General features: G+C 68.5%; 9 protein-coding genes, 2 rRNA genes and 1 pseudogene. 11 read left to right on the top strand and 1 reads right to left on the bottom strand.

Annotated elements, in window-relative coordinates; translation table 11 throughout:
• Positions 1 to 32: 32 nt before the first annotated feature.
• From ACQ9ZG_RS14005 to ilvD, 4 genes and pseudogenes are all read left to right on the top strand, one after another.
• Positions 33 to 983: a Ppx/GppA family phosphatase gene (locus tag ACQ9ZG_RS14005; protein ID WP_109917577.1), complete on the top strand. Its 951-nt coding sequence runs from the start codon at positions 33 to 35 to the stop codon at positions 981 to 983.
• Positions 984 to 1,262: 279 nt separating this feature from the next.
• Positions 1,263 to 2,075: pseudogene (locus tag ACQ9ZG_RS14000) on the top strand (sugar phosphate isomerase/epimerase family protein); the annotation flags it as partial.
• 215 nt (positions 2,076 to 2,290) lie between these two features.
• Positions 2,291 to 2,914 carry a TetR/AcrR family transcriptional regulator gene (locus ACQ9ZG_RS13995; protein WP_018489313.1) on the top strand — a complete coding sequence of 208 codons (624 nt, stop codon included), beginning with the start codon at positions 2,291 to 2,293 and terminating at the stop codon, positions 2,912 to 2,914.
• Between the two features lie 126 nt (positions 2,915 to 3,040).
• Positions 3,041 to 4,891: a dihydroxy-acid dehydratase gene (gene ilvD / locus ACQ9ZG_RS13990; protein WP_028416146.1), complete on the top strand. Its 1,851-nt coding sequence runs from the start codon at positions 3,041 to 3,043 to the stop codon at positions 4,889 to 4,891.
• Positions 4,892 to 5,427: 536 nt separating this feature from the next.
• Here the strand turns inward: ilvD and ACQ9ZG_RS13985 are convergent.
• Positions 5,428 to 7,698, bottom strand: a complete 2,271-nt coding sequence (locus ACQ9ZG_RS13985) for a protein kinase domain-containing protein (RefSeq protein ID WP_499281601.1) — start codon at positions 7,696 to 7,698, stop codon at positions 5,428 to 5,430.
• A 134-nt stretch (positions 7,699 to 7,832) separates the two neighbouring features.
• Here ACQ9ZG_RS13985 and ACQ9ZG_RS13980 point away from each other — a divergent pair, with 134 nt between their 5' ends.
• The 7 genes from ACQ9ZG_RS13980 (at position 7,833) to ACQ9ZG_RS13950 (ending at position 17,224) form a co-directional block, all read left to right on the top strand.
• Positions 7,833 to 8,180: an SH3 domain-containing protein gene (locus tag ACQ9ZG_RS13980; protein ID WP_028416148.1), complete on the top strand. Its 348-nt coding sequence runs from the start codon at positions 7,833 to 7,835 to the stop codon at positions 8,178 to 8,180.
• A gap of 234 nt (positions 8,181 to 8,414) precedes the next feature.
• Positions 8,415 to 8,969, top strand: coding sequence for a hypothetical protein (locus ACQ9ZG_RS13975; protein WP_084994390.1), 555 nt, complete (start codon positions 8,415 to 8,417; stop codon positions 8,967 to 8,969).
• A 94-nt stretch (positions 8,970 to 9,063) separates the two neighbouring features.
• Positions 9,064 to 9,879, top strand: coding sequence for an ABC transporter ATP-binding protein (locus ACQ9ZG_RS13970; protein WP_109916129.1), 816 nt, complete (start codon positions 9,064 to 9,066; stop codon positions 9,877 to 9,879).
• On the top strand, positions 9,876 to 10,643 hold the full coding sequence (locus ACQ9ZG_RS13965) for an ABC transporter permease (protein WP_028416151.1): 768 nt from the start codon (positions 9,876 to 9,878) through the stop codon (positions 10,641 to 10,643). The genes ACQ9ZG_RS13970 and ACQ9ZG_RS13965 overlap by 4 nt, the downstream gene beginning before the upstream one ends.
• A gap of 109 nt (positions 10,644 to 10,752) precedes the next feature.
• Entirely contained in the window at positions 10,753 to 11,562 is an 810-nt protein-coding gene (gene proC / locus ACQ9ZG_RS13960) for a pyrroline-5-carboxylate reductase (RefSeq protein ID WP_018489306.1), read from the top strand.
• Positions 11,563 to 12,272: 710 nt separating this feature from the next.
• Positions 12,273 to 13,798 (top strand): 16S ribosomal RNA (locus tag ACQ9ZG_RS13955).
• Positions 13,799 to 14,098: 300 nt separating this feature from the next.
• Positions 14,099 to 17,224 (top strand): 23S ribosomal RNA (locus ACQ9ZG_RS13950).
• Together the 16S and 23S rRNA genes form the textbook arrangement of a ribosomal RNA operon.
• The last annotated feature ends 9 nt before the right edge of the window (positions 17,225 to 17,233 follow it).

Genomic DNA, 17,233 nt, shown 5'->3' with positions numbered 1-17,233 from the left:
GAGTAAGTCGCGCGGCGCAGTAGCGTTCCCGTATGAGACTCGGAGTCCTCGACGTGGGATCGAACACGGTTCATCTGCTGATGGTCGACGCCCACCCCGGCGCCCGCCCGCTGCCCGCCCACTCGCACAAGGCGGAGCTGCGGCTCGCCGAACTGCTCGACGAGGGCGGCTCGATCGGCCCGCTGGGCGTGGACCGGCTCGTCTCGACGATCGCCGACGCGGTCCAGGCCGCCGAGGACAAGGGGTGCGAGGACGTGCTGCCGTTCGCCACCTCCGCCGTGCGCGAGGCGACCAACGCGGACGAGGTCCTGGAGCGCGTACGGGTCGAGACCGGGGTCGACCTCGCCGTCCTGAGCGGTGAGGAGGAGGCGCGGCTCACCTTCCTGGCCGCCCGCCGCTGGTTCGGCTGGTCGGCGGGGAAGCTGCTGGTCCTGGACATCGGGGGCGGTTCGCTGGAGATCGCCTTCGGGATCGACGAGGAGCCGGACACGGCCGTCTCCCTCCCGCTCGGCGCGGGCCGCCTCACGGGCGCCTGGCTGCCGGACGACCCGGCCGACCCCGAGCAGGTCCGGGCGCTGCGCCGGCACGTACGGGCCACCATCGCGCGGACGGTGGGCGTGTTCAGCCGCTCCGGCCGCCCGGACCACGTGGTCGCCACCTCCAAGACGTTCAAGCAGCTCGCCCGGATCGCCGGCGCCGCCCGCTCCACCGAGGGCCTCTACGTGCAGCGCTCGCTGAGCCGCCGGGCCCTGGAGGAGTGGGTGCCGAAGCTGGCCGCGATGACGGTGGAGGAGCGCGGCCGGCTGCCCGGCGTCTCCGAGGGCCGTGCCGCCCAGCTGCTGGCGGGGGCGCTGGTGGCGGAGGCCGCGATGGACCTGTTCGGGGTGGAGGAGCTGGAGATCTGCCCGTGGGCCCTGCGCGAGGGCGTCATCCTGCGCCGCCTGGACCACCTCCCGGTGGAGCGGGCCGCACTGCCGGGGTGACGTACGGCGGGAGCCGCGACACCGGCCGGGCCCCTTGGACACCGGCCGGACGGCTCGTACGCCGGCCGACCGGCATACGGGGCGGCAGCGGGCGGGGGCACGGCCCGACCGGCATACGGGGCGGCAGCGGGCGGGGGCACGGCCCGGCAGGAGTGCGGGGGCAGCGGGCCGCACTGCCGGGGTGACGTACGGTCACCGGCCCATGGCCCTGATCACTTTCCGCCAGGGCCCCTCCGCCTTGCGCACCGGTGCCCGTAGGCTGTCCAGGTGGCAGAACCAGTGGTGCGCATCCCCGATGCGAAGGTCGCCCTGTCTACGGCCTCGGTCTACCCCGAGTCCACCGCGACGGCCTTCGAGATCGCCGCGCGTCTGGGGTACGACGGCGTCGAGGTCATGGTCTGGACCGACCCCGTCAGCCAGGACATCGAGGCCCTGCGCCGGCTCTCCGACTACCACCAGGTCCCGATCCTGGCGGTCCACGCCCCCTGCCTCCTGATCACCCAGCGGGTCTGGTCCACCGACCCGTGGGTCAAGCTCCAGCGGGCGAGAGCCGCCGCCGAGAAGCTGGGCGCCTCCACCGTCGTGGTGCACCCGCCGTTCCGGTGGCAGCGCAACTACGCCAAGGACTTCGTGACCGGCATCTGGCGGATGGCGGACGAGACGGACGTCCGGTTCGCCGTCGAGAACATGTACCCGTGGCGCTACCGGGACCGCGAGATGCTCGCGTACGCCCCCGACTGGGACGTCACCAACGACGACTACCGGCACTTCACGGTCGACCTCTCGCACACCGCGACCGCCCGCACCGACAGCCTCGCCATGGTGGACCGGATGGGCGACCGGCTCGCCCACGTCCACCTCGCCGACGGCAAGGGGTCGGCCAAGGACGAGCACCTGGTGCCCGGCCGGGGCGACCAGCCGTGCGCGGAGCTGCTGGAGCGGCTGGCCCGTACGTCGTTCGACGGCCATGTCGTCATCGAGGTCAACACCCGCCGAGCGATGTCCTCCGCCGAACGCGAGGCCGACCTCGCGGAGGCCCTGGCCTTCACCCGCCTCCACCTGGCCACGTCCGCGACGACGACGGCCGCCCCGGGCGCACCTCTCCGGGCGTCCTCCGGCCGTGCCGCCCCTGCCCCGGCCGCTCCCGACCTGGCCTCCTCCACCGACCCGGCCGTCACCTCCGTCCAGGGCCCCGCCGACCCTGCCGCGTCCTCCGTCCAGGGCCCTGCCGACCCTGCCGCGTCCTCCGACCAGGGCCCTGCCGACCCTGCCGCGTCCTCCGACCCGGCCCCCGGCACCCGCCGCCCGTGACCGACGACGCCCCCGCACCCGCCCCCCGCCGCCGGGGCCGCCCCTCCCGCAAGGCCGCCGCCGACGGTCCCGACACCCGTACGCGGATCCTGCGGGCGGCCCGTACGGAGTTCGCGGAGCGGGGCTACGACAAGACCTCGATCCGGGGCATCGGCAAGGCCGCCGGGGTGGACGCGGCCCTCGTCCACCACTACTTCGGCACGAAGGACGAGGTCTTCGCCGCCGCCGTCGAGCTGACCTTCGAACCGGCCCTGGTCCTCCCCGCCGTGGTGGGCGGCCCGCCGGAGGCGCTGGGGGAGCGGCTGGCGCGCTTCTTCCTCTCCGTGTGGGAGGACCCCGGCACCCGTACGCCCCTGCTGGCGATCCTGCGGTCGGCGGTCACCCACGAGGCGGCGGCCAACGTCCTGCGGGACTTCGTGCTGCGGCGGCTGCTGGAGCGGATCGCGGCCGAGCTGGACGTGCCGGACCCCACCCTCAGGGCCGAGCTGGCCGCCTCGCAGATGCTGGGCATCGCGATGCTGCGGTACGTGGTCCGCGCCGAGCCGCTCGCCTCGGCGGAGCCCGAGGAGATCGTGGCGATGGTGGCGCCGACGCTCCAGCGATACTTGGGCGGGGTCTGACAGCCCCGTCCGGCCCGGCGACCACCCACCGACCGCCGTGTCCCGTATTCCGGACAGCCTGTCCAGATCTTGGATTCGGGGCGTACGCTCGAAAGACAGTCTTTTCTGCCGAAGGAGCGAGCGACGATGCCCCAGCTGAGGTCCCGCACGGTCACCCACGGACGCAACATGGCGGGCGCGCGCGCCCTTATGCGCGCGTCGGGCGTAGCGAGCGCGGACATCGGCAAGCCGATCGTCGCGGTCGCCAACTCCTTCACCGAGTTCGTCCCCGGCCACACCCACCTCGCCCCGGTCGGCCGGATCGTTTCCGAGGCGATCCAGGCGGCGGGCGCGGTCCCGCGCGAGTTCAACACCATCGCCGTGGACGACGGCATCGCGATGGGCCACGGCGGCATGCTCTACAGCCTGCCCTCGCGCGACCTGATCGCCGACTCCGTCGAGTACATGGTCGAGGCGCACTGCGCGGACGCGCTGATCTGCATCTCCAACTGCGACAAGATCACCCCGGGCATGCTGATGGCCGCCATGCGCCTCAACATCCCGACCGTCTTCGTCTCCGGCGGCCCGATGGAGGCCGGCAAGGCCACCCTCGTCGACGGCACCGTGCGAAAACTCGACCTGGTCAACGCGATCAGCGACGCCGTCGACGAGTCCATCTCCGACGAGGACATCCTCCGCATCGAGGAGAACGCCTGCCCCACCTGCGGCAGCTGTTCCGGCATGTTCACCGCCAACTCGATGAACTGCCTGACCGAGGCCCTCGGCCTCTCCCTCCCCGGCAACGGCTCGGTCCTCGCCACCCACACCGCCCGCAGGGCGCTGTACGAGAACGCGGGCCGCACGGTCGTCGACATCACCAGGCGCTACTACGAGCAGGACGACGAGACGGTCCTGCCCCGTGCCATCGGCACCCGCGCCGCGTTCGACAACGCCATGGCGCTGGACATCGCCATGGGCGGCTCCACCAACACGATCCTCCACCTGCTGGCCGCCGCCCAGGAGGCCGAGCTGGCCTACGACCTGGCCGACATCGACGCCGTCTCGCGCCGCGTCCCGTGCCTCTCCAAGGTCGCCCCGAACGTCGCCCCCGGCGGTACGTACTACATGGAGGACGTCCACCGCGCCGGTGGCATCCCCGCCCTCCTGGGCGAACTGCACCGCGGCGGCCTGCTCAACGAGGACGTCCGCTCGGTCCACTCCGACACCCTCGCCGAGTGGCTGAAGAACTGGGACGTGCGCGGCGGCTCCCCGTCCGCCGAGGCCGTCGAGCTGTGGCACGCGGCCCCCGGCTGCGTCCGGTCGGCCACCGCCTTCTCCCAGTCCGAGCGGTGGGACACCCTCGACCTGGACGCGGCGGGCGGCTGCATCCGCGACGTCGAGCACGCCTACTCCAAGGACGGCGGCCTCGCCGTCCTCAAGGGCAACCTGGCCGAGGACGGCTGCGTCGTGAAGACGGCCGGGGTCGACGAGTCGATCTGGACCTTCGAGGGCCCGGCCGTCGTCTGCGAGTCCCAGGACGAGGCCGTCGACAAGATCCTCCGCAAGGAGATCACGGCGGGCGACGTCGTCGTCATCCGTTACGAGGGCCCGCGCGGCGGCCCCGGCATGCAGGAGATGCTCTACCCGACGTCCTTCCTCAAGGGCCGGGGCCTGGGCAAGGTCTGCGCCCTGGTCACCGACGGCCGCTTCTCCGGCGGAACGTCGGGCCTCTCCATCGGCCATGCCTCGCCCGAGGCGGCCTCCGGCGGCACGATCGCCCTCGTCGAGAACGGCGACCGCATCCGCATCGACATCCCCAACCGCTCCATCGAGCTCCTGGTCGACGACACCGAACTGGCCACCCGCCGCACCGCCCTCAACGGCGTGTACGCCCCCAAGAACCGCGAACGCAAGGTCTCGGCCGCCCTGCGCGCGTACGCGGCGATGGCGACGAGCGCCGACCGAGGCGCGGTCAGGGACGTCACGAAGCTGGGCTGACGCCTTGGGGGAGCCGCCTCCGGCTCCCCCAAGGCCCGCCCTTCCCCCCGCCGCTTCCTCCCGCGCGCCCGCTCTCCGGCTCCCCGCTCCGTCGGCGACTGGGCCGACCCTTCCCGTTCTTCGGGGGCCTTCGTGCTCCCGCCCGGTCAGCGGCTGGGCAGTCCGTCAGCTCCTCCGGCGCGCCCCAGCCGCTGCTCGATCAGCGGCTGGGCCTGCCGTTCAGCCCCTCCGAAGCGCTGGCCTCCCCGGTGTCTGGCCCACACGTTCAGCCCCTCCGGAGCGCCCGCGTCTCCGCCTTCCCCTCCGGCGGCTGGGCCCGCACTTTCAGCCCCTCCGGCGTTTGAGGAGCGGGGTCCGGGGCGGAGCCCCGGGGGTAACCCGCGCCGGGCCCGCTCCCCGGCAGACCCGAGAGGGCCTCGCCCCCAAGGCGCGCCCGAACCGTGCGGAGGCGAGCACCCAGGGCGGCCCGCGCCCGGCAGAGGCAGAGGCAGGACTCCCACCCCCAGCCCCCGAGACCCGGCGCCAAGGGCGCCCCCTCACCAACCCCCCGGCGCCAGCCCGTCCACAGCGAAGACCGACCCGTCCGGTGCCGTCCCCACGACGGCCCGCCCCGCCGTCACCGGGGCGGGCAGGTCGGAGGCGTACGTCAGCTTCCCCCCGCTCAGCCGCGCCCGGGTCTGCCCCACCACCGCCCCCCGGTCCGTGTCCACGGCCAGCAGCCGACCGTCCGAGGCGGAGAAGTACAGGTGCCCGCCCTCCCCGAGCACCGGCGCGGACCCCCGCCCCACCCCGGTCTCCAGCCGCCACAACTCCCCGGCCCCGCCGGAAGCCTTCGCCCCGGCCCCGCCGGAAGCCTTCGCCCCGGCCCCGCCGGAGGCCTTCCCACCGGCCCCTGCCCCGGCTCCCGCGTCCGCCCCCGTGTCCATGGCCAGCAGCGACCCGCCCCGGGCCAGCAGATACGCCGCGTCCCCGGCCATCGCCACCTGCGGCTCGTCCATCCGGAAGGGCAGCGCGATCCGGGTGGCCGCCCGCTTCCCGGGCGCGTACCGCACCAGCGCGACGGTCTCCGCGTCCCGGTTCATCGCCGTGAGCACCAGCTCCCCGGCCCCGGCGGTGGAGACCGGGGTCAGCATCCCGTCCAGCCGCCGCTGCCACGCGACCCGGCCGCTCGTCGCGTCCACGGCGGTGACCAGGGTGGAGCCCCCGCTCGCCGCGTGCTCGACGGCGTACGCGAGACCGGACGCCTCGTCGTACAGCCCGAAGTCCGGCCGGGTGTGCCCGGCGAGCGCCCGCTCCCACCGCTCGGTCCCGCTGCCGCCGTCCAGCGCCGTCACCGTGCCGTCGTCCGCGACGACCAGCAGCGTGGAACCGGCGGCGAAGGCGGACCCGGGGCTCGCGGAGAGGCCGGTCTCCCGGACCGGTGCGCCCTTGACCGGGTCGTACGCGCGCAACTTCCCGTCCGGCCCCGCCGAGAGCACCACCCCGCCCGAGACGACGGGCGCCGAGGCTTCGCGGAGGGCGGTGTTCCGGTCCGACCAGAGCACCCGCCCGTCGGCGGGATCGATCCGTACGGTCCCGGTCCCGTCCACCGCGCAGTACAGGGCCGCGCCGACCCCGGCCGAGGAACAGACGGGGGTGGCGTTCCCGGAGGTCCGCACCACGGTGCTCCACGGCGAGAACGCCTCCGCCGGACCCGACTCCGTACCCTTCCCCTCGGTCATACGCCCCGGAGCCTCCGCGGCCCCACCGCCACCGCCGCCCCACAGCGCGAACCCCCCGGCGCCGACGCCCGCCACCACCAGGAGCAGCGCGGCCGCCACCACCAGCCGCCCACGCGACCCTCCACGCCCCCAGCGCCGCCCCGGAAGGCCTCCGCGTACATGCGTGGCGTCCTCGGCCCCCTCCCGCTCGCCGCCCGCCACCGCCGTGCCCGTGACCGCCACCGCACGCCGCTGAGCCGGTATGAACGCGGCGGCCTCGTACGACGGCGGACGCAGCTCCGCCATCACCTCGTCCGGCGTCGGCCGCGCGGCCGGGTCCTTCGCCAGGCACCGCCCGACCAGCTCCGCGAGATCCTCCGGCACCCCGCTCAGATCCGCCTCGTCGTGCACCACCTGGTACGCCACGATGTACGGGCTGTCCGAGTCGAACGGCCCCCGCCCCGTCGCCGCGTGGACGAGCACCGCCCCCAGCGCGAACACGTCGGCGGCCGGCCCCACCTCACGCGGCCGCTGGAACTGCTCGGGCGCCATGTAGGGCGGCGAGCCGATCAGCTTGCCGGTCTCGGTGCGCAGATCACTGTCGTACGGGCGGGAGATGCCGAAGTCGATGACCTTCGGGCCCGCGTCGGAGAGCAGCACGTTGCTCGGCTTGAGGTCGCGGTGGATGACCCCCGCGCGGTGGATGTCCCGCAGCGCCTCGGCCAGTCCGGCGGTCAGCCTGCGCAGCTCGGCGGGGGCCAGCGGCCCGTTCCGCTTGACCTGCTCGGCGAGGGTCGGCCCGGGGACGTACAGGGTGGCCATCCAGGGCCGTCCGGCGTCCGGGTCGGCGTCCACGACGGGTGCGGTGAACGCCCCGCTCACCCGCCGCGCGGCCGCCACCTCCTGCCGGAACCGGGCCCTGAACTCGGGGTCCGCCGCATACGGCCGGTGCACCACCTTCACCGCGAGCTGGAGCCCGGAGGCGGAGCGCGCCAGATGGACGACACCCATGCCGCCCGAACCGAGACATGCCTCAAGGCGGTAGGTACCCGCGTATTCCGGAAACTCCGCTTCCGGATGCGCTCCGGTCCCTGGCAGCGGCGGCATCGCCCACCCCCGTGTTGTGATGCGCAAGCGCGACGCACGGAGCCTAGTCGATGGTGCGTGCGAGTGGCGCGGGGCTTGTTAGCCTGCGCGTCGTACGGCTTCGTACGCATCGTTTCTCGACGGGGGAGGCCCTCATGGGCGCTGACGAGCAGACCATCGAACCGCCGGCGGAGAGAGCCGCGGAGGCACCCGAAGCGGTGACCGCCCCGGCCGCGACCGCGGCGACCGCCTCGCTGCGCAAGTACCCGATCGCCCCCGGCTACCGGGTCAACGTCCGCTCCGGCCCCGGCACCGGCTACCGGATCGTGCGCACGCTCCCGCTCGGCATGAAGGTCCCGATCTACTGCCAGAAGCCGGGCGAGCGGGTCACCGGCCCGTACGGCACGTCGAACCTCTGGTGCAACATCGCCAACGGCGAGTTCGTCTCGGACACGTACGTCTACACCGGCAGCGACGGCTACGTGGCCCCCCGCTGCGACTGAGGACACCACGATCCCGGCGGGCCCACGGGATCACCGGTCCGGGCGGGCCCACGGGATCACCGGTCCGGGCGGGCCCACGGGATCACCGGTCCGGGCGGGCCCACGGGACCACCGGTCCGGGCAGGCCCACCCGGACCGCACCAGTCCCCGGCCACCGCCCGACGTCTCACACAGGCCACAGGCCGACGCCCCACGCTCCGCCACCTCACCCCCCGCCCGGGGATAATCGACCCCGTGAGCGAGAACAGCGAAGCACCCGGAACCCCGCCCGCCGCCGCAGCGACCGGCTCCGGATCCGGCGGCGGCGCCCCCACACCCCCCGGCCCGCAGCCCGAGCCGATCCGCTTCTTCGGCACGACCTGGGTCGACCACGACGGCGGTTACGGGCTCCGCCGCGCCGGCGTCGCGGCCGGTTCGCTCGCCGCCGCCGTGGGCAGCTGCCTCGCCCTGCGCTTCGCCTATCAGGGCCTGGCGATCGCCGAGGTCGACAGCATCGTGGGGATGCTGGTGATCGTGATGTTCGCGGTCTGCAGCGCCATCGCGTTCCGCAAGACCTGGGAGTCCTTCGGCGCCCGCCCGAAGGACCCGGCCCGCGAGGACAGCCTGCGCGGCCTGAAGTCGATCGGCTTCATCGGCTCGCTGCTCGCCTACTTCTTCCGCTCGCTCATCGAGGCCCCGGGCGAGAAGCTGCACCGCGCGGAGTACGAGAGCGCCCGTACGCAGTTCGAGAAGCGCCGCGCGACCCGCACCGGCAACCCGGCGGCCCGCAAGCGCCCCAAGCGCCGCTGACCGCACACGCCACCGACCGCACCGCCCCACACCACCCGCTCCACATCACCGCGCCCCCTTGACGGGCGGCCTCCTCGGGTCTCTAATTCATCACATGGTGAATTACGACTCCGGGGAAACACACCCACCCCCGCACCCCGCGCAACCTCCGCCCCCCACCATCGAGGCCCGGGGCCTCACCGTCGTACGAGGTGACCGCACGGTCCTGCGCGGCCTCGACTTCACCCTCGAACCCGGCACGATCACCGGCCTCCTCGGCCCATCGGGCTGCGGCAAGACCACCTTGATGCGGGCGGTCGCCGGCACCCAGGCCAAGGTGACGGGCACGCTCACCGTTCTCGGCCACCCCGCCGGAGCCCCGGCCCTGCGCCCCCGCATCGGGTACGTCACCCAGGCGCCCTCCGTCTACACGGACCTCACCGTCCGCCAGAACCTCGACTACTTCGCGGCCGTCCTCCACCCCGGCCGCGCCCACCGGGAGACCCGCCGCACCGCCGTCACCCGCGCCGTCCAGGACGTCGACCTCACGAGCCACGCCGACGTCACGGCCGGTGCGCTCTCCGGCGGCCAGCGCAGCAGGGTCTCGCTGGCGGTGGCCCTGCTCTCCACCCCCGACCTGCTGGTCCTGGACGAACCGACGGTCGGCCTGGACCCCGTACTCCGCCGTGACCTGTGGGACCTCTTCCACCGCCTGGCCGCCGACCGGGGCGCCACCCTCCTCATCTCGTCCCACGTCATGGACGAGGCCGAACGCTGTCACCGCCTCCTCCTGATGCGCGAGGGCCGCATCCTCGCCGAGGACACCCCCGAGGCACTCCGTACCCGCACCGGCACGGAGACGGTGGAGGCGGCCTTCCTCCACCTGGTCGACGAGGCGGCAGCCAACCAAGGGAAGGAGCCGCGGCCATGACGGCGACGGCGACCGCAACCAGTCCCCTCTCCCTCTCCCGTACGACGGCGACAGCCGCCAGGGTCCTGCGCCAGCTCCACCACGACCCGCGCACCATCGCCCTGCTGCTGCTCGTCCCGGTCCTGATGATCACGCTGCTCCGGTACGTCTTCGACGGCGCACCCGGGACGTTCGACTCGATCGGCGCCTCGCTCCTCGGCATCTTCCCGCTGATCACGATGTTCCTGGTGACCTCGATCGCCACCCTGCGCGAACGCACCTCGGGCACCTTGGAGCGCCTCCTCGCCCTCCCGCTCGGCAAGGGCGACCTGATCGCCGGGTACGCCCTCGCGTTCGGCGCGGTCGCCGTTGTCCAGTCCGTCCTGGCCACCGCCGTCTCGGTCCGGCTGCTCGGCCTGGACGTCACCGGCTCACCGTGGCTGCTCCTGCTGGTCGCGCTGCTCGACGCCCTGCTCGGCACGGCGCTCGGCCTCTTCGTCTCGGCGTTCGCCGCGTCGGAGTTCCAGGCGGTCCAGTTCATGCCGGCGGTGATCTTCCCGCAGCTCCTGCTCTGCGGCCTGTTCGTCCCGCGCGACCGGATGCACCCGGTGCTGGAGGCGATCTCGAACGTCCTGCCCATGTCGTACGCCGTCGACGGCATGGACCAGGTCGTGCGCCACTCCGACCTCACCGGCGCCTTCCTCCGGGACGTCGCGGTCGTCGCGGGCAGCGCCCTCCTGGTGCTCTGCCTGGGCGCGGTCACCCTCCGCCGCCGCACCCCGTGAGACGCCTCCGCACACCCGGGGACCCCGGTGCGAGGATGACGGCGCACGGCAAGACGACGGCCACGCATCCGACGCGCCACGGCCCCAGCACCGCCCGGAGGGTGAACACATGACCCAGACAGTCGCAGTCCTCGGTACCGGAAAGATCGGGGAGGCCCTCCTCAGCGGCATGATCCGGGCGGGCTGGCGACCGGCCGACCTCCTGGTGACCACCCGCCGCGGCGACCGCGCCGAGGAACTGCGCACACGGTACGGAGTCGAGTCGGTCGGCAACGCCGAGGCGGCGAAGGCCGCGGACATCCTCATCCTGGCGGTGAAGCCGCAGGACATGGGGAAGCTCCTCGACGAGCTCGCCCCGCACGTCGGCACCGACCGCCTGGTGATCAGCGCCGCCGCCGGCATCACCACCACGTTCATCGAGGAGCGCCTCACCACGGGCACCCCGGTCGTCCGGGTCATGCCCAACACCCCGGTCCTCGTGGACGAGGGCATGTCCGTCATCTCGGCCGGCAGCCATGCCACCGGCGCCCACCTCACCACCACCGAGGAGATCTTCGGCGGCGTCGGCAAGACCCTGCGCGTCCCGGAGTCCCAGCAGGACGCGGCCACCGCCCTCTCCGGCTCGGGCCCCGCCTACTTCTACTTCCTGGTCGAGGCCATGACCGACGCGGGCATCCTGCTCGGCCTGCCCCGCGCCCAGGCCCACGACCTCATCGTCCAGGCCGCGATCGGCGCCGCCGTGATGCTCCGCGACAGCGGCGAGCACCCGGTCAAGCTCCGCGAGGCCGTCACCAGCCCGGCCGGCACCACGATCAGCGCCATCCGAGAGCTGGAGAACCACGGCGTACGGGCCGCCCTCATCGCCGCCCTCGAAGCCGCCCGCGACCGCAGCCGCGCCCTGGCCTCCGGCAACGGCTGACCCCCGCCCCGGCCGGGGGTTGACACGCCCCGGCCGGAACCGTAATGTGCTCCGAGTTGTCCGACGTGAGCGCCGACCCCGGTCGGTCCCCGGACAACCATTCCGCAGTGACCACGATCAGCGAGCGACTCCGTGTCGCCTGCTTTTTCGTGCGCATTCGCGAAATGAGGAATCCGCGTTCGAAGGGACGCACCCCGATTAGCGTCGGGGCGCAGGATTCCGCTAAAGTCTCACTCGTCGGAACGGCCCAACGGCCGGGATGGCAAGCCCCGCTGACTGGAAGTCAGGCCCGAAAGGATCTGATAGAGTCGGACTCGCCGGAAAGGGAAAAGCGCGAAAGCGAAGAGCCCTGGAAAGCGAGGAGCAGGACCCGCTTCGACCGGGATCGGACGCTGGAAAACGTCTGATAGAGTCGGAAACGCAAGACAGCAGGACAAAGAAGTAAATGAAGGGAAGCGCCCGGAGGGCCCCGGTGATACGGGACCGAAGGAAGCGTCCGTTCCTTGAGAACTCAACAGCGTGCCAAAAGTCAACGCCAGATATGTTGATACCCCGGCCTGCTTCGGCAGGTTGGTGGTTCCTTTGAAAAGTCCTACGGCCACCGTGTGGTGGTGGTAGGCGATACACAGCGAGGACGCTGTGAACGACGGGTCTTATTCCGACCTTGTTGTTCCGCTCTCGTGATGTGTGCACCCGATTACGGGTAAACATTCACGGAGAGTTTGATCCTGGCTCAGGACGAACGCTGGCGGCGTGCTTAACACATGCAAGTCGAACGATGAAGCCTTTCGGGGTGGATTAGTGGCGAACGGGTGAGTAACACGTGGGCAATCTGCCCTTCACTCTGGGACAAGCCCTGGAAACGGGGTCTAATACCGGATAATACTTCTGCCTGCATGGGTGGGGGTTGAAAGCTCCGGCGGTGAAGGATGAGCCCGCGGCCTATCAGCTTGTTGGTGGGGTAATGGCCTACCAAGGCGACGACGGGTAGCCGGCCTGAGAGGGCGACCGGCCACACTGGGACTGAGACACGGCCCAGACTCCTACGGGAGGCAGCAGTGGGGAATATTGCACAATGGGCGAAAGCCTGATGCAGCGACGCCGCGTGAGGGATGACGGCCTTCGGGTTGTAAACCTCTTTCAGCAGGGAAGAAGCGCAAGTGACGGTACCTGCAGAAGAAGCGCCGGCTAACTACGTGCCAGCAGCCGCGGTAATACGTAGGGCGCAAGCGTTGTCCGGAATTATTGGGCGTAAAGAGCTCGTAGGCGGCTTGTCACGTCGGATGTGAAAGCCCGGGGCTTAACCCCGGGTCTGCATTCGATACGGGCTAGCTAGAGTGTGGTAGGGGAGATCGGAATTCCTGGTGTAGCGGTGAAATGCGCAGATATCAGGAGGAACACCGGTGGCGAAGGCGGATCTCTGGGCCATTACTGACGCTGAGGAGCGAAAGCGTGGGGAGCGAACAGGATTAGATACCCTGGTAGTCCACGCCGTAAACGTTGGGAACTAGGTGTTGGCGACATTCCACGTCGTCGGTGCCGCAGCTAACGCATTAAGTTCCCCGCCTGGGGAGTACGGCCGCAAGGCTAAAACTCAAAGGAATTGACGGGGGCCCGCACAAGCAGCGGAGCATGTGGCTTAATTCGACGCAACGCGAAGAACCTTACCAAGGCTTGACATATACCGGAAAGCATCAGAGATGGTGCCCCCCTTGTGGTCGGTATACAGGTGGTGCATGGCTGTCGTCAGCTCGTGTCGTGAGATGTTGGGTTAAGTCCCGCAACGAGCGCAACCCTTGTTCTGTGTTGCCAGCATGCCTTTCGGGGTGATGGGGACTCACAGGAGACTGCCGGGGTCAACTCGGAGGAAGGTGGGGACGACGTCAAGTCATCATGCCCCTTATGTCTTGGGCTGCACACGTGCTACAATGGCCGGTACAATGAGCTGCGATGCCGCGAGGCGGAGCGAATCTCAAAAAGCCGGTCTCAGTTCGGATTGGGGTCTGCAACTCGACCCCATGAAGTCGGAGTTGCTAGTAATCGCAGATCAGCATTGCTGCGGTGAATACGTTCCCGGGCCTTGTACACACCGCCCGTCACGTCACGAAAGTCGGTAACACCCGAAGCCGGTGGCCCAACCCCTTGTGGGAGGGAGCTGTCGAAGGTGGGACTGGCGATTGGGACGAAGTCGTAACAAGGTAGCCGTACCGGAAGGTGCGGCTGGATCACCTCCTTTCTAAGGAGCATCTAAGTCCCTTTCGGGGGATTCAGAGCCACTACGTCGGCAAATGTTCGACGGTGGTCAGCTCATGGGTGGAACGTTGACTATTCGGCACGGTTGGCACGGTTTCGTTAGTACTGCTTCGGCGTGGAAAACGGGATCGGGTTGATTGTGTCGGGCACGTTGTTGGGTGTCTGAGGGTGCGGCCGTTTGGTCTGCCTTCTGATCCGGTCCCAGTGAACTTGCCCCTGTTGGGGTGGGGTGGTGGGTGGCTGGTCGTTGTTTGAGAACTGCACAGTGGACGCGAGCATCTGTGGCCAAGTTTTTAAGGGCGCACGGTGGATGCCTTGGCACCAGGAACCGATGAAGGACGTGGGAGGCCACGATAGTCCCCGGGGAGCTGTCAACCAAGCTTTGATCCGGGGGTTTCCGAATGGGGAAACCCGGCAGTCGTCATGGGCTGTCACCCGCTGCTGAACACATAGGCAGTGTGGAGGGAACGAGGGGAAGTGAAACATCTCAGTACCCTCAGGAAGAGAAAACAACCGTGATTCCGGGAGTAGTGGCGAGCGAAACTGGATGAGGCCAAACCGTTTACGTGTGATACCCGGCAGGGGTTGCGTATGCGGGGTTGTGGGAGTTCTCTTTCACAGTCTGCCGGCTGTGAGGCGAGTCAGAAACCGTTGGTGTAGGCGAAGGACATGCGAAAGGTCCGGCGTAGAGGGTAAGACCCCCGTAGCTGAAACATCAACGGCTCGTTTGAGAATCACCCAAGTAGCACGGGGCCCGAGAAATCCCGTGTGAATCTGGCGGGACCACCCGCTAAGCCTAAATATTCCCTGGTGACCGATAGCGGATAGTACCGTGAGGGAATGGTGAAAAGTACCGCGGGAGCGGAGTGAAATAGTACCTGAAACCGTGTGCCTACAAGCCGTGGGAGCGTCGCTGGCAGCACTTGTGCTGTCAGTCGTGACTGCGTGCCTTTTGAAGAATGAGCCTGCGAGTTAGCGGTGTGTAGCGAGGTTAACCCGTGTGGGGAAGCCGTAGCGAAAGCGAGTCCGAACAGGGCGTTTGAGTTGCACGCTCTAGACCCGAAGCGGAGTGATCTAGCCATGGGCAGGTTGAAGCGGAGGTAAGACTTCGTGGAGGACCGAACCCACCAGGGTTGAAAACCTGGGGGATGACCTGTGGTTAGGGGTGAAAGGCCAATCAAACTCCGTGATAGCTGGTTCTCCCCGAAATGCATTTAGGTGCAGCGTCGTGTGTTTCTTGCCGGAGGTAGAGCACTGGATAGGCGATGGGCCCTACCGGGTTACTGACCTTAGCCAAACTCCGAATGCCGGTAAGTGAGAGCGCGGCAGTGAGACTGTGGGGGATAAGCTCCATGGTCGAGAGGGAAACAGCCCAGAGCATCGACTAAGGCCCCTAAGCGTACGCTAAGTGGGAAAGGATGTGGAGTCGCAGAGACAACCAGGAGGTTGGCTTAGAAGCAGCCACCCTTGAAAGAGTGCGTAATAGCTCACTGGTCAAGTGATTCCGCGCCGACAATGTAGCGGGGCTCAAGCGTACCGCCGAAGTCGTGTCATTCCAGCATGTACCCCCAACGGGGGCTGGGATGGGTAGGGGAGCGTCGTGTGCCGGGTGAAGCCGCGCCGGAAGGCAGTGGTGGACGGTTCACGAGTGAGAATGCAGGCATGAGTAGCGATACACACGTGAGAAACGTGTGCGCCGATTGACTAAGGGTTCCTGGGTCAAGCTGATCTGCCCAGGGTAAGTCGGGACCTAAGGCGAGGCCGACAGGCGTAGTCGATGGACAACCGGTTGATATTCCGGTACCCGCTTTGAAACGCCCAGTACTGAATCAGGCGATGCTAAGTCCGTGAAGCCGGCCCGATCTCTTCGGAGTTGAGGGTAGTGGTGGAGCCGATGAACCAGACTTGTAGTAGGTAAGCGATGGGGTGACGCAGGAAGGTAGTCCAGCCCGGGCGGTGGTTGTCCCGGGGTAAGGGTGTAGGACGCACGGTAGGCAAATCCGTCGTGCATATAGTCTGAGACCTGATGCCGAGCCGATTGTGGTGAAGTGGATGATCCTATGCTGTCGAGAAAAGCCTCTAGCGAGTTTCATGGCGGCCCGTACCCTAAACCGACTCAGGTGGTCAGGTAGAGAATACCGAGGCGTTCGGGTGAACTATGGTTAAGGAACTCGGCAAAATGCCCCCGTAACTTCGGGAGAAGGGGGGCCACGCCTGGTGATCGGACTTGCTCCGTGAGCTGGGGGTGGCCGCAGAGACCAGCGAGAAGCGACTGTTTACTAAAAACACAGGTCCGTGCGAAGCCGTAAGGCGATGTATACGGACTGACGCCTGCCCGGTGCTGGAACGTTAAGGGGACCGGTTAGCTGCTCTTCGGGGTGGCGAAGCTGAGAACTTAAGCGCCAGTAAACGGCGGTGGTAACTATAACCATCCTAAGGTAGCGAAATTCCTTGTCGGGTAAGTTCCGACCTGCACGAATGGCGTAACGACTTCTCGACTGTCTCAACCATAGGCCCGGTGAAATTGCACTACGAGTAAAGATGCTCGTTTCGCGCAGCAGGACGGAAAGACCCCGGGACCTTTACTATAGTTTGATATTGGTGTTCGGTTCGGCTTGTGTAGGATAGGTGGGAGACTGTGAAGCGGCCACGCCAGTGGTTGTGGAGTCGTCGTTGAAATACCACTCTGGTCGTGCTGGATGTCTAACCTGGGTCCGTGATCCGGATCAGGGACAGTGTCTGATGGGTAGTTTAACTGGGGCGGTTGCCTCCTAAAGGGTAACGGAGGCGCCCAAAGGTTCCCTCAGCCTGGTTGGTAATCAGGTGTTGAGTGTAAGTGCACAAGGGAGCTTGACTGTGAGACCGACGGGTCGAGCAGGGACGAAAGTCGGGACTAGTGATCCGGCAGTGGCTTGTGGAAGCGCTGTCGCTCAACGGATAAAAGGTACCCCGGGGATAACAGGCTGATCTTCCCCAAGAGTCCATATCGACGGGATGGTTTGGCACCTCGATGTCGGCTCGTCGCATCCTGGGGCTGGAGTCGGTCCCAAGGGTTGGGCTGTTCGCCCATTAAAGCGGTACGCGAGCTGGGTTTAGAACGTCGTGAGACAGTTCGGTCCCTATCCGCTGTGCGCGTAGGAATATTGAGAAGGGCTGTCCCTAGTACGAGAGGACCGGGACGGACGAACCTCTGGTGTGCCAGTTGTTCTGCCAAGGGCATGGCTGGTTGGCTACGTTCGGAAAGGATAACCGCTGAAAGCATCTAAGCGGGAAGCCTGCTTCGAGATGAGTATTCCCACCTCCTTTGAGGGGTTAAGGCTCCCAGTAGACGACTGGGTTGATAGGCCAGATGTGGAAGCCCTGTGAGGGGTGGAGCTGACTGGTACTAATAGGCCGAGGGCTTGTCCTCAGTTGCTCG

The organism is Streptomyces araujoniae (assembly GCF_050871195.1).
Taxonomy (GTDB): domain Bacteria; phylum Actinomycetota; class Actinomycetes; order Streptomycetales; family Streptomycetaceae; genus Streptomyces; species Streptomyces bacillaris.
This window is presented reverse-complemented; position numbering and strand designations above follow the sequence as displayed.